This is a genomic window from Streptomyces sp. LZ34 (assembly GCF_053890475.1).
Map to the genome: position 1 here is coordinate 2086975 of NZ_CM132680.1, position 26406 is coordinate 2113380.

The 26406-nt window shown below is 73.1% G+C and carries 27 protein-coding genes; 10 read left to right on the plus strand and 17 right to left on the minus strand.

From position 1 onward, the window contains the following. The first annotated feature begins 132 nt into the window (after positions 1 to 132). On the plus strand, positions 133 to 1740 hold the full coding sequence (locus tag ACWY4P_RS07375) for a fatty acyl-CoA synthetase (protein ID WP_456209329.1): 1608 nt from the start codon (positions 133 to 135) through the stop codon (positions 1738 to 1740). A 215-nt stretch (positions 1741 to 1955) separates the two neighbouring features. Continuing rightward, a complete protein-coding gene (locus ACWY4P_RS07380) occupies positions 1956 to 3329 on the plus strand; it encodes an MFS transporter (protein WP_456212843.1) in 1374 nt (457 codons plus the stop codon). 48 nt (positions 3330 to 3377) lie between these two features. Here the strand turns inward: ACWY4P_RS07380 and ACWY4P_RS07385 are convergent, their stop codons facing one another. From ACWY4P_RS07385 to ACWY4P_RS07460, 16 genes are all read right to left on the minus strand, one after another. Further along, complete coding sequence (locus ACWY4P_RS07385) at positions 3378 to 4952, minus strand: alkaline phosphatase D family protein (RefSeq protein ID WP_456209330.1); 1575 nt, start codon at positions 4950 to 4952, stop codon at positions 3378 to 3380. A gap of 145 nt (positions 4953 to 5097) precedes the next feature. Next, positions 5098 to 5616, minus strand: a complete 519-nt coding sequence (locus ACWY4P_RS07390) for a GNAT family N-acetyltransferase (protein ID WP_456209331.1) — start codon at positions 5614 to 5616, stop codon at positions 5098 to 5100. 74 nt (positions 5617 to 5690) lie between these two features. After that, positions 5691 to 6281, minus strand: coding sequence for a helix-turn-helix domain-containing protein (locus ACWY4P_RS07395; protein ID WP_456209332.1), 591 nt, complete (start codon positions 6279 to 6281; stop codon positions 5691 to 5693). 61 nt (positions 6282 to 6342) lie between these two features. Further along, positions 6343 to 10731: a trypsin-like peptidase domain-containing protein gene (locus ACWY4P_RS07400; RefSeq protein ID WP_456209333.1), complete on the minus strand. Its 4389-nt coding sequence runs from the start codon at positions 10729 to 10731 to the stop codon at positions 6343 to 6345. Between the two features lie 82 nt (positions 10732 to 10813). Continuing rightward, on the minus strand, positions 10814 to 11128 hold the full coding sequence (locus tag ACWY4P_RS07405; protein ID WP_456209334.1) for a gas vesicle protein K: 315 nt from the start codon (positions 11126 to 11128) through the stop codon (positions 10814 to 10816). Next, positions 11106 to 11297: a gas vesicle protein gene (locus ACWY4P_RS07410; RefSeq protein ID WP_456209335.1), complete on the minus strand. Its 192-nt coding sequence runs from the start codon at positions 11295 to 11297 to the stop codon at positions 11106 to 11108. Before ACWY4P_RS07410 ends, ACWY4P_RS07405 begins: the two co-directional genes overlap by 23 nt. Beyond that, on the minus strand, positions 11294 to 12091 hold the full coding sequence (locus tag ACWY4P_RS07415; RefSeq protein ID WP_456209336.1) for a GvpL/GvpF family gas vesicle protein: 798 nt from the start codon (positions 12089 to 12091) through the stop codon (positions 11294 to 11296). Before ACWY4P_RS07415 ends, ACWY4P_RS07410 begins: the two co-directional genes overlap by 4 nt. Further along, entirely contained in the window at positions 12088 to 12471 is a 384-nt protein-coding gene (locus ACWY4P_RS07420; RefSeq protein WP_456209337.1) for a gas vesicle protein, read from the minus strand. The genes ACWY4P_RS07415 and ACWY4P_RS07420 overlap by 4 nt, the downstream gene beginning before the upstream one ends. Next, positions 12468 to 12854 carry a gas vesicle protein GvpO gene (locus ACWY4P_RS07425; protein WP_456209338.1) on the minus strand — a complete coding sequence of 129 codons (387 nt, stop codon included), beginning with the start codon at positions 12852 to 12854 and terminating at the stop codon, positions 12468 to 12470. Before ACWY4P_RS07425 ends, ACWY4P_RS07420 begins: the two co-directional genes overlap by 4 nt. A 3-nt stretch (positions 12855 to 12857) precedes the next feature. After that, complete coding sequence (locus tag ACWY4P_RS07430) at positions 12858 to 13109, minus strand: gas vesicle protein GvpG (RefSeq protein WP_456209339.1); 252 nt, start codon at positions 13107 to 13109, stop codon at positions 12858 to 12860. 2 nt (positions 13110 to 13111) lie between these two features. Then, positions 13112 to 13921, minus strand: coding sequence for a GvpL/GvpF family gas vesicle protein (locus ACWY4P_RS07435; RefSeq protein WP_456209340.1), 810 nt, complete (start codon positions 13919 to 13921; stop codon positions 13112 to 13114). Beyond that, entirely contained in the window at positions 13921 to 14379 is a 459-nt protein-coding gene (gene gvpJ / locus ACWY4P_RS07440; RefSeq protein WP_456209341.1) for a gas vesicle protein GvpJ, read from the minus strand. The genes ACWY4P_RS07435 and gvpJ overlap by 1 nt, the downstream gene beginning before the upstream one ends. Positions 14380 to 14409: 30 nt before the next feature. Beyond that, positions 14410 to 15390, minus strand: coding sequence for an SRPBCC family protein (locus ACWY4P_RS07445; RefSeq protein WP_456209342.1), 981 nt, complete (start codon positions 15388 to 15390; stop codon positions 14410 to 14412). Positions 15391 to 15396: 6 nt separating this feature from the next. Beyond that, on the minus strand, positions 15397 to 16017 hold the full coding sequence (locus ACWY4P_RS07450) for a hypothetical protein (protein ID WP_456209343.1): 621 nt from the start codon (positions 16015 to 16017) through the stop codon (positions 15397 to 15399). Between the two features lie 106 nt (positions 16018 to 16123). Then, positions 16124 to 17641: a glycerol kinase GlpK gene (gene glpK, locus ACWY4P_RS07455; protein WP_456209344.1), complete on the minus strand. Its 1518-nt coding sequence runs from the start codon at positions 17639 to 17641 to the stop codon at positions 16124 to 16126. Positions 17642 to 17678: 37 nt separating this feature from the next. Continuing rightward, positions 17679 to 18509 (minus strand): MIP/aquaporin family protein, encoded by an 831-nt coding sequence (locus ACWY4P_RS07460; protein ID WP_456209345.1) that lies wholly within the window; start codon positions 18507 to 18509, stop codon positions 17679 to 17681. Positions 18510 to 18728: 219 nt separating this feature from the next. On the opposite strand from ACWY4P_RS07460, the gene ACWY4P_RS07465 reads away from it, so the two are divergent. From ACWY4P_RS07465 to ACWY4P_RS07495, 7 genes are all read left to right on the plus strand, one after another. After that, complete coding sequence (locus ACWY4P_RS07465; RefSeq protein ID WP_456209346.1) at positions 18729 to 20000, plus strand: FAD-binding protein; 1272 nt, start codon at positions 18729 to 18731, stop codon at positions 19998 to 20000. Between the two features lie 269 nt (positions 20001 to 20269). Next, positions 20270 to 20932, plus strand: coding sequence for a CBS domain-containing protein (locus ACWY4P_RS07470; protein WP_456209347.1), 663 nt, complete (start codon positions 20270 to 20272; stop codon positions 20930 to 20932). Positions 20933 to 20968: 36 nt separating this feature from the next. Then, the gene (locus ACWY4P_RS07475; protein ID WP_456209348.1) at positions 20969 to 21232 is read left to right on the plus strand and encodes an SHOCT domain-containing protein; all 264 of its coding nucleotides are present in this window, start codon (positions 20969 to 20971) and stop codon (positions 21230 to 21232) included. Positions 21233 to 21251: 19 nt separating this feature from the next. Further along, complete coding sequence (locus tag ACWY4P_RS07480; protein WP_456209349.1) at positions 21252 to 22193, plus strand: universal stress protein; 942 nt, start codon at positions 21252 to 21254, stop codon at positions 22191 to 22193. A 103-nt stretch (positions 22194 to 22296) separates the two neighbouring features. After that, a complete protein-coding gene (locus tag ACWY4P_RS07485) occupies positions 22297 to 23379 on the plus strand; it encodes a zinc-binding dehydrogenase (RefSeq protein ID WP_456209350.1) in 1083 nt (360 codons plus the stop codon). A 6-nt stretch (positions 23380 to 23385) separates the two neighbouring features. Beyond that, a complete protein-coding gene (locus ACWY4P_RS07490) occupies positions 23386 to 24075 on the plus strand; it encodes a pyridoxamine 5'-phosphate oxidase family protein (RefSeq protein WP_456209351.1) in 690 nt (229 codons plus the stop codon). A 33-nt stretch (positions 24076 to 24108) separates the two neighbouring features. Continuing rightward, on the plus strand, positions 24109 to 24777 hold the full coding sequence (locus ACWY4P_RS07495) for a CBS domain-containing protein (RefSeq protein WP_456209352.1): 669 nt from the start codon (positions 24109 to 24111) through the stop codon (positions 24775 to 24777). 58 nt (positions 24778 to 24835) lie between these two features. On the opposite strand, the gene ACWY4P_RS07500 is transcribed toward ACWY4P_RS07495, so the two are convergent. Further along, on the minus strand, positions 24836 to 25417 hold the full coding sequence (locus tag ACWY4P_RS07500) for an Rv1733c family protein (RefSeq protein ID WP_456209353.1): 582 nt from the start codon (positions 25415 to 25417) through the stop codon (positions 24836 to 24838). Positions 25418 to 25662: 245 nt separating this feature from the next. On the opposite strand from ACWY4P_RS07500, the gene ACWY4P_RS07505 reads away from it, so the two are divergent. Next, positions 25663 to 26406, plus strand: a complete 744-nt coding sequence (locus ACWY4P_RS07505; RefSeq protein ID WP_456209354.1) for a response regulator — start codon at positions 25663 to 25665, stop codon at positions 26404 to 26406.

Genomic DNA, 26406 nt, shown 5'->3' on the forward strand with positions numbered 1-26406 from the left:
CACCCTTTTGGGTGGCTCGGTTCTCCCCCAGCTACCGCGGGGAGACCCCCCGGCCGGGGCCTTGCCCGGCCCGGTGCACCGTGTCAGCGTGGCGAGCGTTCCGTCCCGCCCCTTCACCTCGGGAGATCTCCGGTGACCGCACCTTCCCTGCCCGCGGACGTCGCACGCGCCCGCCGCCATGGCATCGCCGACCTGCTGTCGCGGACCGCGGCGCGGGTGCCCGCCAGGACGGCGGTCGTGTTCGGCGCCCTCCGCCAGTCGTACGCGGAGCTGGACGCGCTGGTGAGCCGGACCGCGGGGGCGCTCGCGGCCCGCGGGGTCGCCCAGGGCGACCGGGTGGTGCTGTACGCCCGCAACTCGCACGGTTTCGTGGTGGCCTACTTCGCGCTCGCGCGGCTGGGCGCGGTGTCCGTGCCGGTCAACTTCATGCTGACGCCGCCGGAGGTCGCCTATGTGCTGCGCCACTCGGGCGCCGTCGGCGTCATCGCGGGCGCCGAGCTCACCGGCGCCGCGGACGCCGCCCTGGCCGAGGCCGCGCCGCCGCGGATCGCGCTGCGGGCCGCGATCGGCGGCGGGCCGGAGGAGCGCGCCGGGTGGGAGGACCTGGCGGCGCTGGGCGCGGAGGGCAGCCATCCGGTGCCCGACCCGGTGGTGGCCGACGACGAGCCCGTACAGCTGATGTACACCTCGGGTACCGAGTCGCGGCCCAAGGGCGCCATCATGACCAGCCGCGGTCTCATCTCCCAGTACCAGACGGCGATCGTCGACGGCGGCATGTCCGGCGACGATGTGGAGATCCACGCGCTGCCGCTGTACCACTGTGCCCAGTTGCACGCCTTCCTCACCCCCGACGTCTACCTCGGCGCCACCTCGGTCGTCCTTCCCGGCCCCGATCCGGCGGCGCTGCTCGCGGCGGTGGCGGCCGAGCGGGCGACCAAGCTGTTCGCGCCGCCGACCGTGTGGATCTCCCTGCTGCGCCATCCGGAGTTCGACCGCCATGACCTGTCCTCGCTGCGCAAGGGCTACTACGGCGCCGCGGCCATGCCGGTGCCCGTGCTGGCCGAGCTGCGCCGGCGGCTGCCTGGCCTGGCGCTGTACAACTTCTACGGGCAGACCGAGATGTCGCCGATCGCGACCGTGCTGGGCCCGGCCGACCAGGAGCGCAAGGCGGGTTCGGCGGGGCGTCCGGGCCTGAATGTGGAGACTCGGCTCGTCGATGAGCGGGACCGCCCGGTGGCGCCGGGGACGGTCGGCGAGATCGTGCACCGCGGTCCGCATGTCACGCCGGGCTACTGGCGGGACCCGGAGCGGACGGCCGGGGCGTTCCGGGACGGCTGGTTCCACAGCGGCGACCTCGGCGTCTTCGACGAGGAGGGGTATCTGACGATCGTCGACCGCAAGAAGGACATGGTCAACAGCGGTGGGGAGAACGTCTCGGGGCGCGAGGTGGAGGAGGTCATCCACGCCCATCCGGCGGTCACGGAGGCCGCGGTGTTCGGCGTGCCGCACCCGTACTGGATCGAGGCGGTGACGGCGGTGGTGGTGGCGGGGCCCGGTGGTCGGCCGGCGGCCGAGGAGCTGATCGCGCACTGCCGCGAGCGGCTGGCGGGCTTCAAGGTGCCCAAGTACGTGGTCTTCGCCGAGTCGCTGCCGAAGAACCCGAGCGGCAAGATCCTCAAGCGCGAACTCCGGGACGAGTACGCCTACTTGGGGGAGGTCACCGACCCCGCCCAGATTTGACGTACGCGTTACACAAAAATGTGCGACACTTGCCGCCGCCCCCTGAGGGGGCGTCATACAACAGCGGCGGCATGGTGCGTTCCGTGGCGTCGGCACTCCGGAGGACACCCGTGGCCCAAGCGCCCGATACGGCCGAGACGACGACGGACACCCACGCACCGCGCACCGGACCGGTGGTCGCGGTGCTCGCCTTCGGCGGGATCGTGGTCGCCCTGATGCAGACGCTCGTGGTCCCGCTCATCCCGGACCTCCCGGCGCTGCTGCACACCTCGGCCTCGGACGCCTCGTGGGCCATCACCGCCACGCTGCTGGCCGGCGCCGTGGCCACCCCCGTGCTGGGGCGGCTCGGCGACATGTACGGCAAGCGGCGGATGCTGCTGATCAGCCTGGGCATGCTGGTGGCCGGGTCGGTGGTGTGCGCGCTCAGCGACTCGCTGGCGCCCATGGTCGTCGGCCGTACGCTGCAGGGCTTCTCGTCGGGCGTCATCCCGCTGGGCATCAGCATCATGCGGGACGAGCTCCCGGCCGAGCGGCTCGGCTCGGCCATGGCGCTGATGAGTTCGTCGCTGGGGGTCGGCGGCGCGCTGGGGCTGCCCGGCGCCGCGGCCCTGGCCGAACACGCCGACTGGCATGTGCTGTTCTGGGTGTCGGCGGCCGCGGGCGTGGTGGTGATCGCGCTGGTGCTGGCGGTGGTCCCGGAGTCCCCGGTCCGCGGCGGCGGCAGGTTCGACCTGGTGGGGGCCGCCGGGCTGTCGGCCGGTCTGCTGTGTCTGCTGCTGGCCGTCTCCAAGGGCGCCGACTGGGGCTGGACCAGCCCGCTCACCGACGGGCTGTTCAGCGCGTCGGTGGTGATCCTGCTGCTGTGGGGGCGGTGGGAACTGCGGGTGGGCCAGCCGCTGGTGGATCTGCGCACCACGGCGCGGCGTCAGGTGCTGCTGACCAATCTCGCCTCGATCGTGATCGGCTTCGCGATGTACGGCATGTCGCTGGCGCTGCCGCAGCTGCTCCAGCTGCCGGAGGTCACCGGCTACGGCCTGGGCCAGTCGATGATGACGGCGGGCCTGTGCCTGGGCCCCTCCGGGCTGGTGATGATGGCCGTGTCGCCGGTCTCCGCGCGGATCACCGCCACATGGGGCCCGAAGTTCTCGCTGCTGATCGGCTCGGCGGTGATCGCCGTCGGATACCTGCTGGCCATCGCCCTCATGGCCGAGGTCTGGCAGATCGTCCTCGTCTCGTGTGTCATCGGCGCCGGGATCGGCTTCGCGTACGCCTCCATGCCGGCGCTGATCATGTCGGCGGTGCCGGTGTCCGAGACGGGCGCGGCCAACGGCCTCAACACCTTGATGCGGGCCATCGGCACCTCGACCTCCAGCGCGGTGGTCGGCGTCGTCCTCGCCCATATGACCACCCGCCTCGGCCCGCTCGCGGTGCCCTCCGAGGACGGCTTCCGCACCGCCTTCGCCATGGGCGCCGGCGGTGCGGTGGTGGCGCTGCTGATCGCCGCGCTGATACCGGGGAAGGGCGCGGGCCGGCCCGCCGCCACCGCCGCCGGGGCGGCGGCCGGCCCGCAGCCGGTACGCAACGGCTGACCTACCGTAAGGCCGTAGGACCCTAGTGGCGGTGGCGGTGGCCGGGGGTCAGGCCAGTTCGACTCCGGGCCGTCCGTTCTCCACCCGCAGCCGGGCCAGGGCCCGCGCGGCCGACTGGGGCTGGGTGACGGTGTCCACGATCCGCACCTGGGCGTCGATCCCGCCGCGGTCGATGTCGAAGAGGTGGTATCCCCGGTGGGCGTCGAGGAGCTTCCAGTGCGGGTTGTCGGGGACCAAGGGGTCGAACTCGGCGTGGAAGGCGGCCTGGTCCTGGTCCCCGTTCGAGGAGATGGACGTGCCCACGAACTCGGCGCCCACCACCGGCGAGGCGGGGTCGGCGTAGTCCCGCTTGAGGTCGCTGATCATCGTCAGGTGGCGGTCCCCGGAGAGCACCACCGGGTTGCGGACATGGGCGAACTCGGCCATCAGGGCGTTGCGTTCCGCCTGGTAGCCGTCCCAGGCGTCGTAGAACCAGAGCTTGCCCGGGCCCGCGAGCCGGTCGGTCTCGGCCATCATGATCTGTGACCCGATCAGATTCCAGCGGGCGGGCGAGCGGCGCAACCCGTCCAGCAGCCACTGCTTCTGCTCGGCGCCGAGCATCGTCAGCAGCGGGCTCTGCGCGGCCTCCTGCGTGGTGACCTGGTCGCTGCGGTACTGCCGGGTGTCCAGCACCTGTAGCCGGGCCAGGCGGCCGAAGTCGAGGCTGCGGTACATCCTGATGTGCGGGCCGTTCGGCACGGCGGTGGCCCGCACCGGCATGTGCTCGTAGTACGCCTGGTAAGCGGCGGTCAGCCGGGCGACGAACGCGTCGTGCGGCTGCTTGTCCGGGTCCTGGGGGATCTCGCCCGCCCAGTCGTTGTCCACCTCGTGGTCGTCGAAGGTGACGATCCAGGGCGCCTGGGCGTGCATCCGGGCGAGGTCGGGGTCGGTGTGGTACTGGGCGTAGCGGTTGCGGTACTGGACGAGCGAGAACGGCTCGCCGCTGCCCTCGTGGCGGCGTACGGCGGTGGCGGCGGGGGTGCTCTCGTAGATGTAGTCGCCGATGAACAGCACGGCGTCCGGGTCCTGTTCGGCCATGTCGGCGTACGGCGTGAAGTAGCCGTGCTGCCAGTTCTGGCAGGAGGCCAGGGCCAGGCGCAGCGGGGTGGTGGCGTGCGGCGAGGGGGCGGTGCGGGTGCGGCCGGCCGGGGATATCTGGTCCGCGGCGCGGAAGCGGTACCAGTACTCGCGGTGCGGCCGCAGGCCGCGTACGTCCACGTGGACGCTGTGGCCGAGGGCGGGCTGGGCCTGCGCGGTCCCCTGCCTGACGATGCGTCGGAAGCGCGGGTCCTCGGCCACCTGCCAGGCGACGTCGACGGCCCGGTCGGGCATGCCGCCGCCGTTCAGCGGGTCGGGGGCGAGGCGGGTCCACAGCACCACCCCGTCGGGCAGCGGGTCACCCGAGGCCACGCCGAGGGTGAAGACGCCGCTGGGAAGCGCGGGGTCCGCGGCGCGGGCGGTGCCCGCGAGGGCCAACTGGCCCACGGCTGCCGCGCCGACGGCCGCGGCGCCGGCGGCGAGGAATCGGCGTCTGTCGGATGGGCGTCTGTCGGATGGCTGTGTCTCGGTGGCCTGTCCAGGCATGGCGGTCCCTCTCGTCCGTCGGGCGATGGGTCATTGTGACCGGACGAGACGTTTTCAGGCAGACCTGGGGCGGCCCCTGAACTGGGGCCGTCCGGAAGATGACACATGCATGATCAATAAGCGTTCAGTGGGCGGAACAGGCGCGTCAGGCCAGCTGTTTGTAGTAGAAGCTGCAGTCCTGGAGAGCGCCGGCCGGATCGGCCGCGTACCCGGGGACGATGCCGTAGCGGGTCCAGCCGGCGGCGCCGTAGAGGTGGTCCGCGACGCTGCCGGTCTCGGTGTCCAGCATCAGGAGGGTGGCCCCGGCCCCGGCGGCGGCCTGTTCCGCGGTGGCGAGGAGCGTGCGGCCCAGGCCCTGGCCGCGGGCCTCGCGGTGCACGATGAGCTTGAGAACCTCGGCGCGGTGGCGGCCGTTGGGCTTTGGCTCCAGGGCGAGACTGACGGTGCCGGCGATGCCGTCGGGGCCATGGGCGGCCCACACGGCGAGGCTGCCGTCGGCCACGGCGGGCTGCCGGGCGAGCCACCAGTCCACCGCCGCGCTCTGGTCGAAGGAGGCGAGAAAGCCGAGGGAGAAGCCGCCGCGCACGGCGTCAACCAGGAGGTCGGCCAGGCTTTTGACGCTGTCGTGGAACGCGTCGGCGGACAGGCGGGTGATGGTGTGCACTGCGGGCTTCCTTCGCTCGGTGCCGGTCAGGGGCGTACGACATCGGCGCCGCCGCGGCGGCCGGGGGCGGACGCTCACGGCGGGACGACCACCAGGGCGTAGCGCACGGGGTCCGGCCCCGGGCAGCGGAACCGCGACCGGTCCCACAGCCGGAAGCGCAGGCAGTCCCCCGCCCGCAGCTCGTGCGCCGCGCCCCTCACGGTGACTTCGAGCACCCCGTCCAGCACCCAGATGTGCTGTTCCAGGCCCGGCACGGGCGGGGTGTCGTACGAGATGTCCGCGCCCGGCCGCAGGATTCCCTCGACGAGCTCACCGCGCAGCCCGGGGTGGGGCGGGGACACCGACCGCCGGGTGAAGCCCGACTTCTCGTCCCGCCACACCGTCTGCCGGTCGGCCCGGACCAGCCGTGGCGGCTCGTCCTCCACCTCGGCCAGCAGCCGGGACATGGTCCGCTCATACACCGCGCACAGCCTGCCCAGCAGCGCCGCGGTCGGGCTGATCTCCGCCCGCTCCAGCCGGGACAGCGTGGAGCGGCTGATGCCCGTACGCCGCGCCAGCTCGTCCAGGGACCAGCCGCGCTCCACCCGCAGCTCGGCGAGCCGGCCCGCGAGCCGGGCCTCCAAGGGCTCGGGGCCGGGCGACGCCCCCTCTTCAGCCGATCCCATCGATCTCACAATCGGGAATGTATCCCAGATATGAGAGACAAACCAAAACGGGGGCCGGGCCTCAGGCGCCGTCGGTCGGGTCCGGTCGGCGGAGCAACGCCTCCATGAGGGGCGGGACCCGGCTGTCGGTGCGCTCGGCCGTGCCGAGCCACCGCAGGGCGTGCCCGGCGCAGTCGTCGTACTGTCCGGGCGTCAGATCGGGCCGGCTCAGAAGCGCCGCCAGGAAGTTCCCCGCGAAGGTGTGCGTGGCGTGGACGCCGAGCCAGTCGAGCGCCATCGGGACGACGACGTCACCGCGGGCCGCGTCGCGATGGCCGTTCGTCAGCAGCTGCTCCAGGATCAGGCCGGCGAACGTGGTGGTCGGGTTGGCCCTCAGCCACTCCAGCGCCCGGTCGGCGGCCCGCTCCCGCCGCTCGTCGTCCAGATCGGCCCGGGACAGCAGGACGCGCAGCGGCTGCCCCCATTTGCTCCAGGCCGGGCTGTCGGCCAGGTGCTCCAGCGCGCGGTCGGCGAGCCGCGCCACCTGGTCGGGGCGGATGTCCCGGCGCCGCAGGACGGACGGCAGCAGTTCCCGGACGCCCCGCCGCGAATCCATCAGCGCGAGCGCCTGGTCGGCGATGCGGGCGCCGAGGTCGGGGGGCACCTCGCCCAGCCGGCACAGCTGCCGGACCCGCTGCGAGCCGAGCTCGGCGGGGTGGTCGGCGAGCCGCCGCAGGGCGAGTTCCGCGGCGCGGCCGCGCTGCTCCGGGTCGAGCCCCGGCTGTCCCAGCAGCGGCCACACCACCAACCCGGCCTGTCTGCTCGTGTGGTGGAGCTCCAGCCAGCGGAAGGCATGGCGGACGGCACGGTCCGCCCACTCGGGCCCGGGGCCGGTGTCCGGGGCCGGGTGTGCGTGGAGGTGGCCGAGCAGCCGTCCGAGGACGTACACCGCGTGGTCGGCCATGCCGTGGGCCCGCAGCCAGGCGAGGGCGAAGGTGATGGCCCGGCCGTGGCCCGGATGTCCGTCGCGGCCCAGATGTCTGAGGACGGCGCCGAGCACGAACCGCGCCTCCACATCGGTGTGGCGGGGCTCCAGCCAGGTCAGGGCGGAGCCGACGGCGGCGGCCGTGACCTCCTCGGACAGATCGTCGCGCGCGAGCAGGCGGCGGAACACGAACGACGCGGCGTCACAGGTGCCGTGGTCGTGCAGCCAGGCGAGCGCGTACTCGGTGGCGGCGCACCCGGCCCCCTGCCCCCCGTCGAGCGCGGGGTGGTCGAGCACCGGGTCGAGGACGTAGCAGGCTTCCAGGGTGGTGTGGTGGATCTGGAGCCAGCCGAGCGCCGCGGCACAGGCCTCCGGACCGTGCGGGCCCGGCAGCGCGAGCAACCCGGGCAGCACCGAGCGGGCGGATTCGGCCCTGTGGTGGGCCGCGAGCCAGGCGAGGGTCCGCTCGACGACGGGGCGGGTCAGCGCCGGAGGCAGGGCCGGGTGATCGAGCAGCGGCCGCAGCACATAGGCGGCGTCTTCCCGCGTGCCGTGGTGCTCCAGCCACATCACGGCGGCGGCCGTCGCCTCGGCCGTCCAGATCCGCTCCGGGTCGTCCCGGGAGAGCAGCGGTCGGAGCACGAACGACGCGTCGGCGCTGGTGCCGTGGGCCACCAGCCAGCGCGCCGCGTGGCCCACCGCGCGCTCGACGTCCTCGGCCGCGAGATGGGGGTGGGAGAGCACATGGCCGACGACGAAGCTGGCCTCCCAGGAGGTGTCCTGGACCTTCAGCCAGGCCAGTGCGTGTCCGATCGTGCCGGCGTGCCACGACGCGTCGGCTTCCGGACGGGTGAGCAGGGGCCGCAGGAGGAACGAGGCGTCGGGATCGCCCTTGTGGGAGGTGAGCCACAGATGGCCGAGTCGGACGGCGCGGTCGAGCCGGGCGCGGGGCAGGTCGGTGCGGTAGAGAACCGTCCGCAGCAGGTGGACCGTCGCCGCCACGGGAAGGTATCGGTGGATTCCGGTCAGTCCGAGGTCCAGGACGCGCCCCATGACATCGGCCGTCAGGTCGTCCCGGTCGAGCAGGGCCACGAAGACCGGCCGGTTGCGCGGGCCGACGCCGTGGATCGCGAGCCACTCCACCGCCTCGTGGACGGCGGCGGCCCGCTGCTCGTCCGGCAGGCCGGTCGCCCGGGCCAGCGCTTCGACGACGCCGCGGGCCTCGGACTGGTCGCGGTGGTGCCTCAGCCAGTCCAGGGCAGCGGTGGCGAGGCGCTCGGGGACGGCGTCGGACGTGTTCCTGAGGGCGTTGGCGAACAGGTTCCGCACCAGGGGCGGGGACTCCTGCCCGGCCGCGCGCAGCCAGGGCTCCACGAGCCGGTCCCACACGGCCACGGTGCCGGACTGCCAGGGCGCCCCGGCGAGCAGGGTCAGCAGGGCCGTACCGCCCGTCTCCCGCTCCGCCGGGCCGCTCAGCCGCTCGCCGAGGGCGAGGGCCTGGGAGTCGAGCCAGTCCTCGCAGACCATCCGGACGTCGGTCTGCGCCTCCGTGCCCAGGTCGGCGGCCCATCGGCGCACATGGCCCGCCGCCAGCCGCAGGGTGCGCGTGCTGACGAGGGCGGCGGAGAACAGTTCCCTGGCCGTGTCGCCCTGGAACCACGGCCCGTCCGGAAAGCACGCCTTGTGCAGGAACTCGTCGGCCACGGTGTCGTGTACGACGTCGAGTTCGCCGTCGGAGGACAGCAGCCACCCCAGACGGACCAGGCCGCCGACCACGCCCTCGGCTCCGGTCGCCGGTTTCGGGCCCTCGTGGTGGTCGAGGAAGTACTTGACGGCCTCCTGGACCGCCGTCCGGTCCTGCGCGCACGACGCCGCCGCGACGGCCGCGGCGAGCAGCGCGGTCCTGGGCTGTCCCGGGCTCGCCCGGCCGGGCCCGTCGGCATCGCGCAGGCCGCCGCGCAGGCCGGGGAAGTCCTCGTCCGTACGCTGCCGCGCCCAGAACGACAGGTCGTCGCTGCCCACCGTGGACAGTTCCCGCAGCGTCGCGCCGTCGCGCGCGCCCGACTCGATCGCCTGGGCCCGCATCAGGGCGACGGCCGGGCGGCGCCCACCGCACAGTGCGGCGACCGCCACCTGGCCGAATTCGGCCACCGCACTCGGGGCGACCCTGGCCAGGATCCGGTCGGTGACCGCCCTTTGGTAGTCGTCGTCCTGGCACACGTCCTGCCACTCGAAGAGACGGCGCCGGTCCTGCCGCTCGACGATGCTCCGCCTGCCAGGACGTACGGAGGCGAGGCACGCCACCCGGGTGCCCGGCGACTCGCGCTCCTCCAACTCGTCGACGAGGTGGGTCAGGTTCAGCTCCGCGTAGGTGTCCAGGTAGTCGAAGACCAGCAGCACGTTCTGTCGGGGCGGCATGCTCACCGCGGCGACCAGGTCCGCGGCCGTGACCCGGGCGTCCGCCGCTATGTGCAGCACCCGCCAGCCGTCCGTCCGGTCGGCCTCGGCCGCCACCTCGAAGCAGGTACGGGTCTTGCCGGCACCGGCCGGGCCGATCAGGATGACCCCGCGCGCGGGCTCCGGCGACGGCGCCGTGAGCCGGGCCCACAGATTGACCGGGTCGGCCGGATGCCGCCCCTGCTGCGGGCGGACGAAGGGGAGCCGGTCCTCCGTCAGGTACTTCTTCTTGTTCGCGCCGCGCGCGAGCTCCTGCGCATGGGTGCGGATGCCCCGCGCGGGCCGCCGCGCGTCCTCGTCCGGCGCGGATCGCGGCGGGCCGGAGTGCGGCACCACGTCCGGCAGATGGGCGAGGCGCAGGCGGTGGCCGAGCAGCGACTCCAGCCGGTCGAGCTCGTCCCCCTTCAGCTCCTTCTCCAGCACCTCGGCCCAACGGCCCACATGACTCGCGGCCAGCCGCCCCGGCCCCTCGAAGGTGTGGTGTTCCGCGACCACGCCGACGAGCCGGCCACCGCTGAACACCGCCGCGCCGGACATGCCCTCCCAGGGGGACCGCCCGGGGCCGACACTCGCCGGCGGGACGTCGACCTTCAGCTCGAGCGTGCCTTCACGGCGGTTGGAGAACGCCGGGCAGGTGGCGAACACATGCGCCACGTCGCGGTATCGGGCATCGCCGTCACGGAGCTTGTGCAGCGGAAACCCCGCGGCGCTGCACCGCACCTCGGCGTCGTGCTCGCCGACCCGGCCCAGCGGGGTGGGACCCTCCTCCAAGGCGGCCCCGGCGAAGGTGAGGACGGCGACATGGATCCCGTCGTGCCGCCACGCCACCGACGCCTCGAACGTACGCTCCGCGGGCCGGTCGGCGTCGAACCGCACAGCCACCGTGAGCGCGTCGTCGACGACGTGCGCGGCGGTCAGCACCGTGCCCGTCGCGATCAGATAGCCCGATCCCCGGCGCCCCCGGTCGTCCCGCAGCGTGACGATGACCTCGGCGACCCGCCCGGCCTCGACCTCGGCTCCCCCTGCCATGCGGAGCATGGTAATCACCCCGGCGGCGACCGGGCCAAGTCCCGCTCCTTGGTGGCGAGTTATCGTCGCGCGCCAGGCCCCCTTAGTCGCGGGGAAGCAGCGGGCCCAGCGGGCCGAGGTCGAGGTTCAGGTCCTCCTGCGTCAGGCCGAAGTGCTCGCGCAGCTCGGCCATGTTCTCCTCCAGGGCCATCAGGGTCAGGCCCAGTTCCTCGATCTGCTCGTCGCTCAGGCCGCCCTGGTCGACCCGGCGCAGCGCTTGACGCTCCATCAGCTGGCGCAGCAGCTCCACGATGGTCAGCACCAGGCCGGCCAGGCTGTGCCGCACCGATTCGGGGTCCACGGTGATGCGCCGCGGGTCGCCGGGACGGCGGTCGTCAGGGACGCGGTTGGTGGTCATCTTCGGCTTCCACTCGTACGGAAGCGATCAGGGCCCGAAGGGAGATGCGTACGAGATCGATGTCGGCGATGCACAGGGTGATCTCCCCGCTGATCACGACCCCTCCCGCCAGCACCCGGTCGAGCAGGTCCACCAGGGCCACTTCACGCCGTTCGATCGCATCCGTCACGGCTCCTCCGCTTCCGGTCGCGGCAGGGCCGTGAACGAGTACGGCGGCCACGGGCCGCTGAGCTCCAGGCCGACCTCGGGGAAGCGCTCCCCGAGCGCGGTGACGGCCGCGGTGAACTCATCGGTGCGGTCATCCGGCACCAGATAGGAGTTGTTGAGGACCATCCACCCCTCGTACGCGGCGAGCGCCGCGTCCTGCGGCGGGTGTTCGGCGGTCGCGACCGCCAGTCGGGCCAGGGTCGCGTGGACCTCCTCCGCCCGCTCGGTGGCGCGCAGATGGGCCGTCTCCTGCTCCTGCCGCTGGGCGCGGCGGCGGGCGAGGTAGGCGGCTCCGGGCCGCACAAGGGCGCCGTCCGCGGCCTCGGCGGGGTCCGGGAGGAAGGCCCTCGGATCGACGTAGGCCTTCACGCCCCACTCGGTCCGCCCGGCCACCCGCCGCAGCGCGGCCGCGAAGTCCGCCCGCCGCTCCTCCAGCATGGCGCGGACCCGGTCGTCGTCGTGGTAGAGCGTCGCGAAGCGCAGTGGGACGACATGCCGCCGGCCGGCGGCCGCGTCGATGACCTGGTGGTGGGCGCGGGCCGCCCCCTCCAGCCAGCGCAGGTCCTCCAGGTGCTCGCGCAGCGCCCGCTCGGCGAAGTCGCTCAGCGGTACGGAACCGACCACGGCCGCGAGTCCCCCGCCCTCGACCACGCGCACCGGCTCGCCCGCCACGCCGGTGAGGCCCGAGGGCACACCGGCGTCGGCCACATCCGCGGATGTCACCGCGTACAGCCACGTGGCCTCGGTCCCGGTCACTCCTCTCCTTCCTCCCGTTCTCTCCGTTCCTCCTGGCGCGCGCCGTGGCCGGTCTCCAGCTCGCCGATCCGCCGCCGCAGCCGTTCGTTCTCCTCCAGGACGTCCCGGGCTCCGGAGGAGAGCGTGGGGTCGTGCTCCCACCAGTCGATGCCCATCTCACGGGCCCGGTCGACGGAGGCGACCAGCAGCCGGATCTTGATCGTGAGCAGTTCGATGTCCAGCAGGTTGATCCGGATGTCGCCGGCGATGACGATCCCCTTGTCGAGCACGCGCTCGAGGATGTCGGCCAGGTTGGCGGGCTCGTGGCGGGCCGGCTCGCGGGAGGTGCCCTCGCGCCGGCTCGGCACGTACCCGCCGGACTGGCCGAAGTTCTCGCTCATCCGCCCTCCCCCAACTGGCCACGGGAGTAGCGCTGCCCGCGGTGGCAGGAGACGAGGCCGCCGCCGTCGTCCACCGTGACGCGGTAGAGGGCGAGGACATCCGCGGTGTCCGGCACCCGGTGGACCTCCACCACCTCGACCCCGACGGTCCAGCCCTCCTCCCCGCGCTCCAGTGAGACCACGCCCTCGGGCTCCTCCCCGGTCAGCTCCCACACCTGGCGCACGGCGCTCACCGCGGCCCCGCGGGCGTCCATGTGCCGCCGCCGGGGGCGTCGCTCGCGGTCCTCGCGGCGGTCCCGCTCGTCGTCACGGCGGTCGTCACGGCGGTCGTCACGGCGGTCGTCACGGCGGCCGTCGCGGTCGTCCCGCTCCGCACGGGACACGGCTCATACCTCCAGGCCCCCGGCCGACTGGCTGCCCCGCATCAGCCGGCCGACCAGTTCGCTCTCCAGCTCCGCCGCCTCCTCGTCGGACAGCTCGCCCGCCTCGCGGGCCTCCGCGACCTCCTCCAGGCGCTCGTGGATCACCGTGGGGTCGTACAGCTCCCGCAGTGCCTCCTGACGCAGTTGCTCGGCGACCCACGCCACCCCGCGCACCGGCGCCAGCGGGAGGGTCAGCAGACCGGTGAACAGACCCATGGCTAGCCGCCTTCCTCACCCCGGCGCAGCGCGTCCGCCACGAAGTCGTACGGGGCCTGCGGCCCGAGCAGACGCAGCCGGACCCGGCCGTGCCACTCCTGGGCCAGCTCCTCCGCGGCCTGCTCGAACGCCTTGCGTTTGTGGTCCTCGATCAGGAAGGCGGCCGTCACCACCCCTTCGGCGGACGCCGGCTCGGAGGTCGCCACCGCGAGGGCGAACGGTGCCAGCCGGTGCTCGATCTCCCGGGCGTCCGTCTCCCGTTTGGCGGCGATGGCCTCCACGACCAGCTGTCCCAGCTGGATGCGCTGGTCGTATCCGGCGCCCTCGGGGAGCCCTTCCAGCTCATCGCGCAGCCGCCTGGCCTCGACGTGTTCCTCCAGCACCTCGCCCAGCACCTCGTCCTGGACGTAGCGGGCCCTGAGCGTGAACTGCGCGCTGCCGCGGAGCCGGTCGAGGGCCCAGCCGAAGTCGTCGTGGCCATCGGTCAGCAGTTCGTCGGTCACCGCCTGCGGATTCCGCACCACCGTGCCGAACCGGAAGGGCAGCACGGGCAGGCCCGAGGCGGCCAGCGTGTCCAGCACCCGGGCGTGGGCGCTGAGGTCGTCGGGGGTGCCGAGCGGCTTGCTCGTGGGCACCTCACCCACCACCGCGGCCAGCCCGCCGTGCCTGATGAAGGTGATCGGGGACCCCTGGTCACCGATGGTGCCGACCGCGGGCAGGTCCCTGACCGCCTGGTCGGCCTGGTCACCCTGGGCGCCCTTCTCGTCGGGGACCACCCCGTACACGTAGCAGGCATGTCCGTTCTCGGCCATCACCGCTCGCGCTCCCTGTCACTCGGCTGGCTCTTCCTGCGCCGGGGCCGGTCCTCGGCATCGCGCCGGCGCGCTCCCTCTCTCTCCTCTTCGTCTTCCTCGTCGTCCGCGGGCTGGAGGAGGTCGCTGACCTTCTCCTTGACGCCCTCCAGCGCGCCCTTGGTCTTCTGGCGTGCGCCACCCTCGCGCATCTCGTCCATCAGACCCGGCAGACCTCGGGTCTCGGTCCCGCTGCGGGCGATGTCGAGCCGGCTCGTCGCCTCGGCGAACTTCAGATACGTGTCGACGCTGGCGACGACGATGCGGGCGTCCACCGTCAGCAGCTCGATGCCGACCAGCGACACCCGGACGTAGACGTCGATGACCAGTCCCTTGTCCAGGATCACGCCGACCACGTCGGCGAGACCGCTGGAAGAGGGCCGGTCCAGATAATGGCCCTGCTGGCTTGCTACGGTCACCACGCTCACCCGTTCCGGGGCGGGGGTCCGTCAGCGGCGCGAGCGCCGCCGGGGCTCCTCCTCCTCGTCCTCCTCCTCTTCGTTCTCCTGCTCGTACTCGCCTTCCGCTTCCGCCTCTTCGTCGTATGCGTCCTCGCCGCCCCGGGTGCCGCGCTCCTCGTCGTCGTACGCGTCCTCGTCCTCTTCGTCGTACTCGTCCCTGGGCTCCTCGTCCTCGCGCTCCTCGTCCTCCGCGGGGACGACCTCGCCGTCATGGATCTCGCCGCGCCAGCCCTCGACCTCGTCGGGGTGCAGGATCACCTCGGACATGACATGGCGGCGGTAGTGCTTCAGCTCCAGGCGCGCGCGGCGGCCCTGGGCCCGCCAGATGTTGCCGGTGTGCTCGAACAAGCCCTGCGGGTGGTACTGGAGGACGAGCAGGATCCGGGTGAGGTGGGGGGCCAGCTCGTGGAAGGTGACCGCGCCGTCCGCGTGACCCTTCTGACCCCGGGACCGCCATACGATGCGCTGGTCGGGCACCTGGTCGATGATCTCGGCGTGCCACTTGCGGTGCGAGAGGAAGATCTGGGCCTTCCAGTCGACCTCCTCGTCGCTTGTCTGCTCGACGTCCTCCACCTTCTTCATGAAGCTGGGGAAGTCCTCGAACTGCGTCCACTGGTTGTAGGCGATCGAGACGGGGACACCCACGTCGATCTGCTCGACGATGTTGATGACCTTGAGCTTCTTGCCCTTGCCCCCGCCACCTCCCCCGCCGAGGCCCGGGATGACCTCCTTGGCCTTGTCCTTCACCTTCTCCATGACGTGCTTCGCGCCCATCTTGAGCAGCGGCTTCATCGGCATCTTGAGTCCGAGGCCACCGCCGTCCCCGAGGTGGCCGACCGTGCTCAGGGCGCGCTCGCCCAGCGCCACGAGCACGTCCTGCGTGTCCTTCTTCAGCCGCTCGGTGGGCAGTTCCTTGGTCAGCATGGCGAGCCCGCCCCCACGACGGTCTCCGTCTGATCGCTCAGCCATAGCTCCTCACCCTCGGCCTCGCCGCTCGGGCCCTCCGGCACCGGCCTTCTTCCTGGGCCGCTCCGGACCGTCGCCCGTCCTCTTGCGCCTGGTCTCCTGTTCGCCGCCACGGGAGCGCTCCTCGCGTTCGGACCCCCGCTCGCCCCCGCGCTCCGCGTTCCGCGCCTTCGAATCGCCGGACTCCTTGCTCTCCTTGCTCTCCTTGCTCTCCTTGCTCTCCTTGCTCTCCTTGCTCTCCTTGCTCTCCTTGGACTCCTTGGGCTCCTTGGGCTCCTTGGACTCCTTGGACTCCCTCTGACCGTCGCTCTCCTTGTGGCCGTCGGCGCCGCGCAGCGCCGCGGCCCGGTGCTCCAGCCGGTCACTCAGCGCGTCGATGCGGTGGCTGGCCGCCGACATGGCCGCCGACCGTCCGGCCGCCATCAGCTGGTCGCGCACATCGTGGCCGAGCTTGCCGAGCTTGCCGAGCTCGGAGGACTTGAGCTGCTCCGGGCCCGCCGCGCTCCGGCCCGCCACGAGCCGCCTGCCCGCGGTCAGGCCGGCGAGGGCGACTGCCGAACGCATCCGGTGACCGCGCCCGAAGAGATAGCCGCTGGTGAAAGCGAGCGCCACTTGACCGTTGTTCGTCATCCGCTCATACCTCCCCTGTCGGGTGAGCGCACTATGTGGACATATCACCCAGTATGGTGCATTTCATCCGTCGCGTTGAGCGCGGGTACGAAGCTAGGCCGTCACGCTATTGAACCTTCACCCAGTCAAGCGTGCGCTCGACGGCCCGCTTCCAGCCCGCGTAGCCCTCATCTCTCCGCTCCCGGCGCCACTGGGGCTCCCACCGCTTGGACTCCTGCCAATGGGAGCGCAGCTCGTCGGTGTCCCGCCAGAACCCGGTGGCCAGGCCCGCGGCGTAGGCGGCGCCGAGCGCGGTGGTCTCGGCGATCCGCGGGCGGCTGACCGGGACGCCGAGGACATCGGCCTGGATCTGCATGCACAGGTCGTTCGCGGTGACCCCGCCGTCCACCTTGAGCACATCGAGGTGGACTCCCGAGTCCTGCTCCATGGCCTCCACCACGTCCCGGCTCTGGTAGCAGATGGCCTCCAGCGTGGCCCGCGCCAGGTGGCCGGCGCTGTGGTAGCGGGAGAGCCCGACGATCGCGCCGCGCGCGTCGGAGCGCCAGTACGGGGCGAACAGCCCGGAGAAGGCCGGGACGAAGTAGATCCCGCCGCTGTCCTCGACCGTGAGCGCCAGCCGCTCGCTCTCGGCCGCATCATCGATGATCTTCAGCTGGTCGCGCAGCCACTGCACGGCCGAGCCGGTCACCGCGATGGAGCCCTCCAGGGCGTAGACGGCGGGGCTGTCGCCGAACCGGTACGCCACGGTGGTGAGCAGCCCGCTTCGGGAGCGGACGAGTTCGGTGCCCGTGTTGAGCAGCAGGAAGTTGCCGGTGCCGTAGGTGTTCTTCGCCTCGCCGGGCGCGAAGCACACTTGGCCGACGGTGGCCGCCTGCTGGTCGCCGAGCACGCCGGTGATGGGAATGGCGGCGCGCAGCGGGCGGGTGGTGCGGGTCCGGCCGAACGCCTCGGGGTGGGCGGACGGGTTGATCGTCGGCAGCATCGCCCGCGGCACGCCGAAGATCTCCAGCAGCTCGTCGTCCCAGTCCAGGGTCTCCAGGTTCATCAGCATGGTGCGGCTGGCGTTGGTCACATCGGTGGCGTGGACACCGCCACCGGGGCCGCCGGTGAGGTTCCACAGCACCCAGCTGTCGGTGTTCCCGAAGAGGGCGTGACCGCGCTCGGCGGCCTCACGGACGCCGTCGACGTTCTCCAGGATCCACTGGATCTTCGCGCCGGAGAAGTAGGTGGCCGGCGGCAGGCCGGCCTTGCGGCGGATGACCTCGCCGCGGCCGTCGCGTTCCAGGGCGGCGGCGATGGTGTCGGTGCGGGTGTCCTGCCAGACGATGGCGTCGTAGTACGGCATCCCGTTGCGCGGATCCCAGACGACGGTGGTCTCCCGCTGGTTGGTGATGCCGATCGCGGCCAGGTCGGAGGGCGCCAGTCCGCCGACCCGGATCGCGTTCTGCATGACCGAGTTGGTCCGCCCCCAGATCTCCACCGGGTCGTGCTCGACCCACCCGGAGCGCGGCAGGATCTGGCGGTGTTCGAGCTGGGACCTCGCCACTTCGCCGCCGTCGTGGTCGAAGATCATAAAGCGGGTGCTGGTGGTTCCCTGGTCCACCGCACCGACGAATTCCGGCATCCTGCCGCCTCTCGTGGCTCGGGGTTCGGCTCGGGTCTCAGGTTTCGGCGGCCGGGGTCTGCCCCACCTCCTGCGGCCCGGCCCCGGTCACCGGGAGGAAGGGGCTGACCAGGACCCGGTAGAGGGCCGCGCCGACCAGGCCGCCGACGAGAGGGCCGACGATGGGCACCCAGAAGTAGAGGTTTCCGTACTGGTCCCGCCAGGCGGTGTGATAGCCGGTGATGAAGCTGGCGAGGCGGGGCCCGAAGTCACGGGCCGGATTGATGGCGTACCCCGCGTCGGTGCCCCAGGCCATGCCGATGGCGACCACGATGAGCCCGATGACGACGGCGGCGAGGTTGGCGCCCGGGGGTGTGTTCAGCAGGTCGGTGACCGCGAAGACCAGCAGCATCAGGATCGCGGTGCCGATGGCCTGGTCGCGCAGCGCGCCCCACTCGCTCACCGGAAGCGCGCCGTTGCCGGGGAGGGTGGAGAAGACGAACTGGGTCTTGAGGGTGTGGCCCGGATCGGCCTTGGCCAGCACCTCGGTGTAGTTCCAGCGCACCAGCAGGGCCGCGACGAACGCCCCGGCGGTCTGTGCGATCGCGTACGGCAGGACCTTGTTCCACGGGAATCCCTTGAAGGCCGCCAGGGAGAGGGTGACGGCGGGGTTGAGGTGGCCGCCGCTGAGCCGGGCCGCGACGTACACCCCGAAGGTGACGCCGAGCCCCCAGGCCCAGGCGATGCTGTCGTGGTCGCCGAGCCCGGCGGCGACGACCTGGGCCACCACGCCGCAGCCGAAGAGGATGAGGACCATGGTGCCGACGAACTCCGCGGACAGCTCGCCGAGCAGCCCCGCCCGGTGGACGACTGGTTTCTGCTCGCTCATGGGGCCACCTGTCTCCGGCGCTTTGACGACCATCGTGGACGGGCCGGGTCCCGGCGGCTTGCGCAGCGGGGCCGATCGGGGCAACCCGGGGGCGCGTGGGGCTGTACGGGGAGGTCGGCGGCCCTGTACTACGGTCGTGGCCGCCTCGTCGGGCGGCCTCTCCGGCCAGAGCGCTCTGGCCGGAACCGAGCACTTCCCAGGACAGGATCAGGAACGCGGATGCTGACAACCGGAGCCCCGACGAACTGGGCCGGCAACATCACCTTCGGCGCGGCGCGGGTGCACCACCCGGCCTCGGTCACCGAGCTGCGACGGATCGTCGGCTCCGCCGAGCGCGTCCGCGCGCTCGGCACCGGCCACTCCTTCAACCGCATAGCCGACACCAGCGGCGATCTGATCCGCCTCGACCGGCTGCCGCACCGGGTCGAGATCGACCCCGACGGCTCGCGGGTGACCGTCGCCGCGGGCATGCGGTACGCGCAGGTCGCCGAGGCCCTCCAGGCGGCCGGGCACGCGCTGGCCAACCTCGCCTCGCTGCCGCACATCACGGTCGCGGGGGCCTGCGCGACCGGCACCCACGGCTCCGGCGACGCGCAGCGGAGCCTGGCGGCGTCGGTGGCGGGGCTGGAGATCGTCGGCCCGGAGGGGGACCTGACGCGGCTGAGCCGGGAGGCGGACGCGGACCGGCTGGCCGGGGCGGTGGTCTCGCTGGGCGGTCTTGGCATCGTCACCGGCGTCACCTTGGACATCGAGCCGGCCTACGACGTGGCCCAGTGGGTCTACGACGGGCTGCCCCTGGACCGGCTGGCCGACCGGTTCGACGAGGTGTCCGGCGCCGCGTACAGCGTGAGCGTGTTCACCGACTGGCACGCCGGGGACGGGGTGGTGTGGCTCAAGTGCCGCACCGACCGGCCCGGTCCGCCCCGGCCGGGACAGCCGTGGCTGGGCGCCCGCCCGGCCGACGGCCCGCGCCACCCCGTGCCCGGGATGCCGCCCTCGCACTGCACCCGGCAGGCGGGCGTGCCCGGGCCGTGGCACGAGCGGCTGCCGCACTTCCGGCCGGACTTCACCCCCAGCAGCGGCGAGGAGCTCCAGTCGGAACTCATCCTCCCGCGCGGCGCGGCGCCCGAGGCCTTCGCGGCGCTGCGCCGGCTGGGCGGCCGGATCGCGCCGGTGCTGCTGGTGTCCGAGGTCCGTACGATCGCCGCCGACGACCTGTGGCTGAGCCCGGCGTACGGCCGTGACAGCGTCGCCCTCCACTTCACCTGGGTGCCGGACCGCACCGCGGTGCTGGAGGTCGTCGCCGCGATCGAGGAGGAGCTGCTGCCGCTGGGGGCGCGGCCGCACTGGGGCAAGCTGACCGCGGCCGCGCCCGGGGACGTGGTCGCGGGCTACGAACGGGCCGCGGACTTCGGGCGGTTGCTGCGCGAGTACGACCCGGCGGGGAAGTTCCGCAACCCGTACCTGGACCGCCTGTTCCCGGCGGGGTGACGCCCCGGGCTGCGTGTTGTCCGGCTGAAACCCTGTGACCGGCGAGTGAGCCGAAGGGGCGCGACCCTGTCGAAAGGGAGAGCGCGCGGAGGCCCTGAGGAACGAAGGGTCGAGCACGGTCGACCGTCGACAGGGGCTGAGGCGCCCCGGAGGCGAACCGAGCCACAAAAAGGGAGGGCCGAACGTCCTTCAGGGGACCCCAGGCAGCCCATGCGGCCCGGGGTCCCACCGCGGGAGGCTGGTCGTACAGGGCGGAGAAGGAGCCCGCGATGAAGCACCGCAAGATCGGCAATGTGATGACCGACGACGTCGTCCGGGTCGGCTCCGGTGCCTCGCCCCACGAGGTCATGGAGCTGCTCGCGCGGCATCGCATCGGCGGGCTGCCCGTGGTGGACGAGGACGAGAAGGTCGTCGGGGTGGTCTCGGGGGCCGATCTGCGCACCAGGTCCGGCGCCCGCACCGTGGGGCAGCTGATGTCGCGGCCCGCGATCACCGTGCGCCCGCAGGACAGCGTGGTCGACGCCGCGCGGACCATGGCGCGGCACGGCGTGGAGCGGCTGCCGGTGCTCGACGAGGAGGACCGGCTGGTCGGCATCGTCACCCGGCGCGACCTGCTGGGGGTCTTCCTCCGCCCGGACCACGAGATCCGCGCCGAGGTGATCGACGAGGTGCTGGTCCGCTCCCTGTGGCTGCTGCCCCACGCGGTCGCCGTCACGGTGACCGACGGGGTGGTGCGGCTGGAGGGGCAGCTGGAGCGGCACAGCGAGGTCCCCATCGCGGTGCGGATGGCCGGCCAGGTGGACGGGGTGGTGGCCGTCGTCGACCGCCTCACCTACCGGGTCGACGACGCGGCGCCGCGGAGCGGCGCGCCGGGGGCGGACCAGGTGGCGGGCCGACGGGCCGGGGCGGACCGGCCGGCGGGGGGAAGGTGAGCGGGCCGGGCTCGGGTGAGGTGAAGGAGATCCGGCATGTACTGGTGGTACGACCACGTGACGAGCGGCTGGGGCTACACCCTGCTGGCCTTCATCGCGCTCGCGCTGTGGGCTCTGGTGGCCCTGGTGGCGGTGGCCCTGTTCCGGCACCTGGAGCCCGGCCTGCGCGTCCCCTGGTCCTCGGCGGAACGGGTGCTCTCCGAGCGGTTCGCCCGCGGCGAGATCGACGAGGACGAGTACCGGACACGGCTGGCCGTGCTGCGCGGGCGGACACCGCCGCCCAAGGCCAGGCCCGGGTGAGGAGGGGAGGTCGTCGCTCATGACGCGTTCGGGCGCCCCAACCTCCGGCGCCGCGTCCTCCGGCACCCCGTCGCCCAACGGCCGGGTCGTGGTGGGCCTGGACGGCTCCGACAGTGCGTGGGTCGCGCTGGACCGGGCGATCGGCGAGGCCCAGCGCCGCGGGACGACGCTGGAGATCGTGCACGCCTGGCCGTGGGCCCAGACCGACCCGGTCGCCTTCGGCGCGGTCACCGAGGCGCACCAGACCCCGGTGGAGATCGCCCGGACGGTGTTGCGGCTGGCGGTGGCGCGGGTCGCCGAGCAGACTCCGGAGCTGCGGGTGGTGCCCACCCTCACGGCGCAGGACGCGGTGCCGGAGCTGCTGCGCATCGGCGAGGACGCGGCACTGACCGTCATCGGCACCCGCGGCCTGGGGGGCTTCACCGGGCTGCTGCTGGGCTCGGTGGGGCTGCGGCTGGCCGCGCACACCGCGCGCCCACTGCTGGTGGTGCGGGGCGACATCCCGGCCGCGTACGGCCCCGAGGGCCACGGCAAGGTCCTGGTCGGGGTCGAGGCGAGCGCGGACGAGGCCGCGGCGCGGTACGCGTTCGAGGAGGCGGTGCGGCGCGGCGCGCGGCTGCGTGTGCTGTACGCGGGGGCGCACCCGCAGGTGTTCGGGGACGATCACTCGCTGCCCTCGCGGGAGGATCCGGCCGCGCGGGCCGAGCAGGAGCACGCGGGTGCGCGCCAGGTGGTCGCGGCGCTGAGCGAGGAGTTCGGGGAGGTGCGGGTGCGCGAGCACACGGCCCACGGCGCCCCGGCGCCCGCTCTGGTGGAGGGATCGCGCGCGGCGGACGTCTTGGTCCTCCCGGTCCACCGCCGTACGGCCCCGCTGGGCATGCAGCTCGGCCCGGTCACCCACGCGGTGCTGCACCACTCCCACTGCCCGGTGGTGCTCGTCCCGATCGACCGGCGCGACTGAGACCGACCGGCGCGGTGAACCCCTGCACGGTCCGTGCTCAGCGAGGACAATTGGGTATATCACCATTTAGGGGACATACCCGAGGGGAAGTGGGGAAGCGGTCATGAAAGCACTCGTCTTCCACGGACCCGGGAGCTCCTCCTGGGAGGACGTTCCCGACCCCGGCCTCCAGGAGACCGCCGACGCGATCGTCCGTGTCGACACCACCACCATCTGCGGCACCGATCTGCACATCCTGAACGGCGATGTGCCGGACATCCGGCCCGGTACGGTCCTCGGCCACGAGGCCGTCGGCGAGGTCGTCGAGACCGGCGACGACGTGCGCACCGTACGCCCCGGGGACCGGGTGCTGGTCTCCTGCGTCTCGCCGTGCGGCCGCTGCCGGTTCTGCCGGGAGCAGGCGTACGGTCAGTGCCACGGCGGCGGGGGCTGGGTCCTGGGGCGGCTGATCGACGGCACCCAGGCCGAGTACGTCCGGGTCCCCTTCGCCGACCTGTCCTTGCATCCGCTGGCCGGCGCGGCCGACACCCTCGAAGTCGTCCTGCTGGCCGATGTCTTCCCCACCGCCTACGAGGTGGGGGTACTGAACGCGGGGGTGCGGCCCGGGGACACGGTCGCGGTCGTCGGCACCGGGCCCGTCGGGCTCGCCGCGATCGCCACCGCGGAGTTCTTCTCCCCCGCCCGGATCATCGCCGTGGACCTGCTGCCCGCCCGGCTGGAGGCGGCCAAGCGGCTGGGCGCCGACGCGGTGGTGCAGACCACGGAGGGGCCCGAGCCACTGGTCGAGGACCTCACCGGAGGCCTCGGCGCCGATGTGGTCATCGAGGCGGTGGGCACCCCCGAGAGCTTCGAGGCGTGCACGCGCATGGCGCGGCCCGGCGGGCGGATCGCCAACATCGGCGTGCACGGCCGGCCCGTGACGCTGCATCTGGAGGACCTGTGGATGCGGAATCTGACGATCACCACCGGTCTCGTCGACACCCGCACCACGCCCACGCTGCTGTCCATGCTGGCCACCGGGCGGCTGCCCGCGGCGTCGTCGCTCATCACCCACACCTTCGAGCTCGACCAGATGGAGGAGGCGTACGACGTCTTCTCGCGGGCGGCCGACACCGGTGCGCTCAAGATCGCAATCGGGGTGCCCACCAGGCCGCTGGTGCCCAGAGAGACGAACGGAGAGAAGTGATCGGCCATGTCCGAACCAGCACGGCCGGACCAGGCCCCCACCCGGCCTGCCGCCGGCGGCGGAGGTGACATCGGGCGGCGCGTGGCCCGGCGGCGCGAGCGGCTTGGGCTCAGCCGGGAGGACGTGGCCGCCAGGGCGGGCACGGCGCCGGGCTATCTGAAGTCCCTGGAGGAGAGTCCCGCCGCCCCCGGCGCGGGTTTCCTCCTGCGGCTGGCCGCGGCCCTGGACACCACCGCCGCCGAGCTCCAGGGCCGGGGCGGCGGGGCCCGGCCGCCCGGCCCGGGCCGCAAGACCGACCACCCGGACCTGGTGGAGCTGGGCCCCGAGGAGTGCCGCCACCTGCTCTCCACCCACGAGGTGGGGAGGATCTCGGTGTCCACCTCGTGGGGGCCCGCCATCGTCCCGGTCGACTACCGCGTCGTCGACGACGCGGTGGTCTTCCGCACCGCCCCCGACGCCTCCCCGGCCGCCGCCGCGGGCTCACAGGTCGCGTTCGAGGTGGACCACATCGACGAGACGCTCAGCGAGGGCTGGAGCGTGCTCGTCGTGGGGCGGGCCCGGCAGATCACCGAGCCGGAGGCCGTACGGCGCCTGGCCGGCCGGGAGTACCACAGGCCCTGGCCGGGCGGCAGCCGCGACCTGTGGCTGAGCATCGACCCCACCAGCGTCACGGGGCGTCGGATCCGCGTGCGCTGAGCGCGGGCCACTGAAGCAAGGAAGGAGGTCCCGGTGCATCGGACCTCGCACATCGTGAGTGATGTGATGACCCATACCGTCGTCGCCGTCGGCCGCGAGGCCCCGTTCAAGGAGATCGTGAAGACGCTGGAGCAGTGGAAGGTGAGTGCCCTGCCGGTCCTGGAGGGCGAGGGGAGGGTGATCGGCGTGGTCTCGGAGGCCGATCTGCTGCCCAAGGAGGAGTTCCGGGACAGCGACCCGACCCGGCTCAGCCGGCTGCGCGACCTGCCCGACGTCGCGAAGGCGGTCGCGGTGACCGCCGACGAGCTGATGACCTCCCCCGCCATCACCGTGCACGCGAGCGCGACCTTGGCCGAGACCGCCCGGATCATGACCCACAAGCGCGTCAAGCGGCTTCCCGTGGTCGATGACGAGGGCCGGCTGGAGGGCATCGTCAGCCGTGCCGATCTGCTGAAGGTGTTTCTGCGCGCGGACGAGGACATCGAGGAGGAAGTGCGGCGCGAGGTCGTGTCGTACCTCTTCCCGGCCTCGGCGGAGCAGCCGGTGCGGGTCAGCGTGCGGGAGGGCGTGGTCACCCTCACCGGCCAGATCAGAGACGCCGCCCTGATCCCGGCGGCGGCGCGGCTGATCCGCTCGGTCGAGGGCGTGGTGGACTTCGACAACCGGCTGACCGCGGCCCACCGCGTCACCCGGCCGTCGTGACCGCCACGGCTCCGGCCGTCGTGACCTGCGCGGCTCCGGCCGTCGTGACCGCCACGGCTCAGCCGCCGCGGCTGCTCCAGCGCGGCTCGACCTCGGCCCATGCGCGCTCCCACTGCGCGGCGCGGCAGCGGTCCAGCCGCCACCGTACGACGCGCCGGCCGGCCAGGGTCACCAGGCATACGCCGGTGGCCGCCGTGGCACCGGTCAGGGCCGCCCGGCTCTCGGCCTCCTGCTGGGTGAGCGGCTCGGGGACCAGCCGGCCGCGCCCGTCGATCCACACCACGGCCACCGTGCCCGCCGCGCGCCCCTGGCGTACCTGTGCGGTGCCGGTGTGGACCGTGCCGTCGGGCGCCTTCCAGCGCACGGTGGCGGGCACGCGGTCGGCTCTGGTGCCGTCGGTGCCGGGCGCCGCCATGGGGGCGTCCTCCAGCAGCCGCGCCGGAACGTGGTGCCGCTCGGCACGCTGCGCCAGCAGGGGCCGCTCCACAGCAGCGGAGGTGGCCACGCCGGCCGCCGTGCCGCCGACCGCCATCACCAGGCCGGCCACCAGCGCGACCCAGGCCTCCACGACGTCCGAACGCCGCTTGAGCGGGTTGCGCCGCCACCGCCAGCACAGCCGCCCCCGCGCCTTCGCGCTCATCGCCGCACCCCCAGTCGCGTACTGTCGCGTGCTGCTCGGCGGAAACCCGCGCGGCAGCGCGAGGGCTCCCTGTGACGACCCTCCCACGCGCGAGCCGGATGGGCGAGGGCCGGGCAGACCCGGCGGCGGGGACCATCGGTCCCGCGGCCCGATCGCGGGGCCCGTTCGGCCCTGGCGCGCCCACCCGGAGCGCGCCATGATCAATCCCAGAGGGCCGGGCCACGACAACCGTGCGGAAGGCCGCCATGACCGACTCACCACACCACCCCCCGCCGACGCCGATCAGCCCGACCAGCCCCATCAGCCCGATCAGAGTCTTTCTGCTGGACGACCACGAGGTCGTACGGCGCGGGCTGCGCGACCTCCTCGACGCCGAACCGGACATCGAGGTGGTCGGCGACGCGGGGACCGTCGCTGAGGCGCTCGCCCGGGGGCCCGCGCTACGGCCCGATGTCGCGATCCTGGACGTGCGGCTGCCGGACGGGGACGGGGTCACCGTCTGCCGCGAACTGCGCTCCGCCATGCCCCGGCTGGCCTGCCTGATGCTGACCTCGTTCGACGACGACGATGCGCTGCTGGACGCGATCATGGCGGGGGCCGCGGGATACGTCCTCAAGCAGATCAAGGGTTCCGACCTGGTCTCCGCCGTGCGCACGGTCGCGTCCGGCCAGTCGATGCTCGACCCGGCCACCACCGCCCGGCTGATGAGCACCCTGCGCGGGGAGAGCGCCGAGCCGCAGCCGCGGGACGAGACGCTGGCCGGGCTGTCCACCCGGGAGCGGGAGATCCTGACCCTGATCGGCGAGGGAATGACCAACCGGCAGATCGGCAAGCGGCTCTATCTGTCCGAGAAGACAGTGAAGAACCACATCTCCCGCCTGCTGGCCAAGCTCGGCGTCGAACGCCGCGTCCAGGCGGCCGTGATCGCCACCCATGCGGAACCGCGGCACCCCGGGGGCCCCTCCGCCCGGCCGGACCCCACCCGCTGA

Bases quoted from the DNA above. Each gene is read 5' to 3' on its own strand.
- ACWY4P_RS07465 (WP_456209346.1), top strand. From the start codon at position 18,729: ATGCTGACAACCGGAGCCCCGACGAACTGGGCCGGCAACATCACCTTC.
- ACWY4P_RS07405 (WP_456209334.1), bottom strand. From the start codon at position 11,128: ATGACCACCAACCGCGTCCCTGACGACCGCCGTCCCGGCGACCCGCGG.
- ACWY4P_RS07460 (WP_456209345.1), bottom strand. From the start codon at position 18,509: ATGAGCGAGCAGAAACCAGTCGTCCACCGGGCGGGGCTGCTCGGCGAG.
- ACWY4P_RS07480 (WP_456209349.1), top strand. From the start codon at position 21,252: ATGACGCGTTCGGGCGCCCCAACCTCCGGCGCCGCGTCCTCCGGCACC.
- ACWY4P_RS07445 (WP_456209342.1), bottom strand. From the start codon at position 15,390: ATGGCTGAGCGATCAGACGGAGACCGTCGTGGGGGCGGGCTCGCCATG.
- ACWY4P_RS07470 (WP_456209347.1), top strand. From the start codon at position 20,270: ATGAAGCACCGCAAGATCGGCAATGTGATGACCGACGACGTCGTCCGG.
- glpK (WP_456209344.1), bottom strand. From the start codon at position 17,641: ATGCCGGAATTCGTCGGTGCGGTGGACCAGGGAACCACCAGCACCCGC.
- ACWY4P_RS07505 (WP_456209354.1), top strand. From the start codon at position 25,663: ATGACCGACTCACCACACCACCCCCCGCCGACGCCGATCAGCCCGACC.
- ACWY4P_RS07400 (WP_456209333.1), bottom strand. From the start codon at position 10,731: ATGGCAGGGGGAGCCGAGGTCGAGGCCGGGCGGGTCGCCGAGGTCATC.
- ACWY4P_RS07485 (WP_456209350.1), top strand. From the start codon at position 22,297: ATGAAAGCACTCGTCTTCCACGGACCCGGGAGCTCCTCCTGGGAGGAC.
- ACWY4P_RS07380 (WP_456212843.1), top strand. From the start codon at position 1,956: ATGCAGACGCTCGTGGTCCCGCTCATCCCGGACCTCCCGGCGCTGCTG.
- ACWY4P_RS07395 (WP_456209332.1), bottom strand. From the start codon at position 6,281: ATGGGATCGGCTGAAGAGGGGGCGTCGCCCGGCCCCGAGCCCTTGGAG.
- ACWY4P_RS07430 (WP_456209339.1), bottom strand. From the start codon at position 13,109: ATGGGTCTGTTCACCGGTCTGCTGACCCTCCCGCTGGCGCCGGTGCGC.
- ACWY4P_RS07385 (WP_456209330.1), bottom strand. From the start codon at position 4,952: ATGCCTGGACAGGCCACCGAGACACAGCCATCCGACAGACGCCCATCC.
- ACWY4P_RS07500 (WP_456209353.1), bottom strand. From the start codon at position 25,417: ATGAGCGCGAAGGCGCGGGGGCGGCTGTGCTGGCGGTGGCGGCGCAAC.
- ACWY4P_RS07490 (WP_456209351.1), top strand. From the start codon at position 23,386: ATGTCCGAACCAGCACGGCCGGACCAGGCCCCCACCCGGCCTGCCGCC.
- ACWY4P_RS07475 (WP_456209348.1), top strand. From the start codon at position 20,969: ATGTACTGGTGGTACGACCACGTGACGAGCGGCTGGGGCTACACCCTG.
- ACWY4P_RS07420 (WP_456209337.1), bottom strand. From the start codon at position 12,471: ATGAGCGAGAACTTCGGCCAGTCCGGCGGGTACGTGCCGAGCCGGCGC.
- ACWY4P_RS07450 (WP_456209343.1), bottom strand. From the start codon at position 16,017: ATGACGAACAACGGTCAAGTGGCGCTCGCTTTCACCAGCGGCTATCTC.
- ACWY4P_RS07435 (WP_456209340.1), bottom strand. From the start codon at position 13,921: ATGGCCGAGAACGGACATGCCTGCTACGTGTACGGGGTGGTCCCCGAC.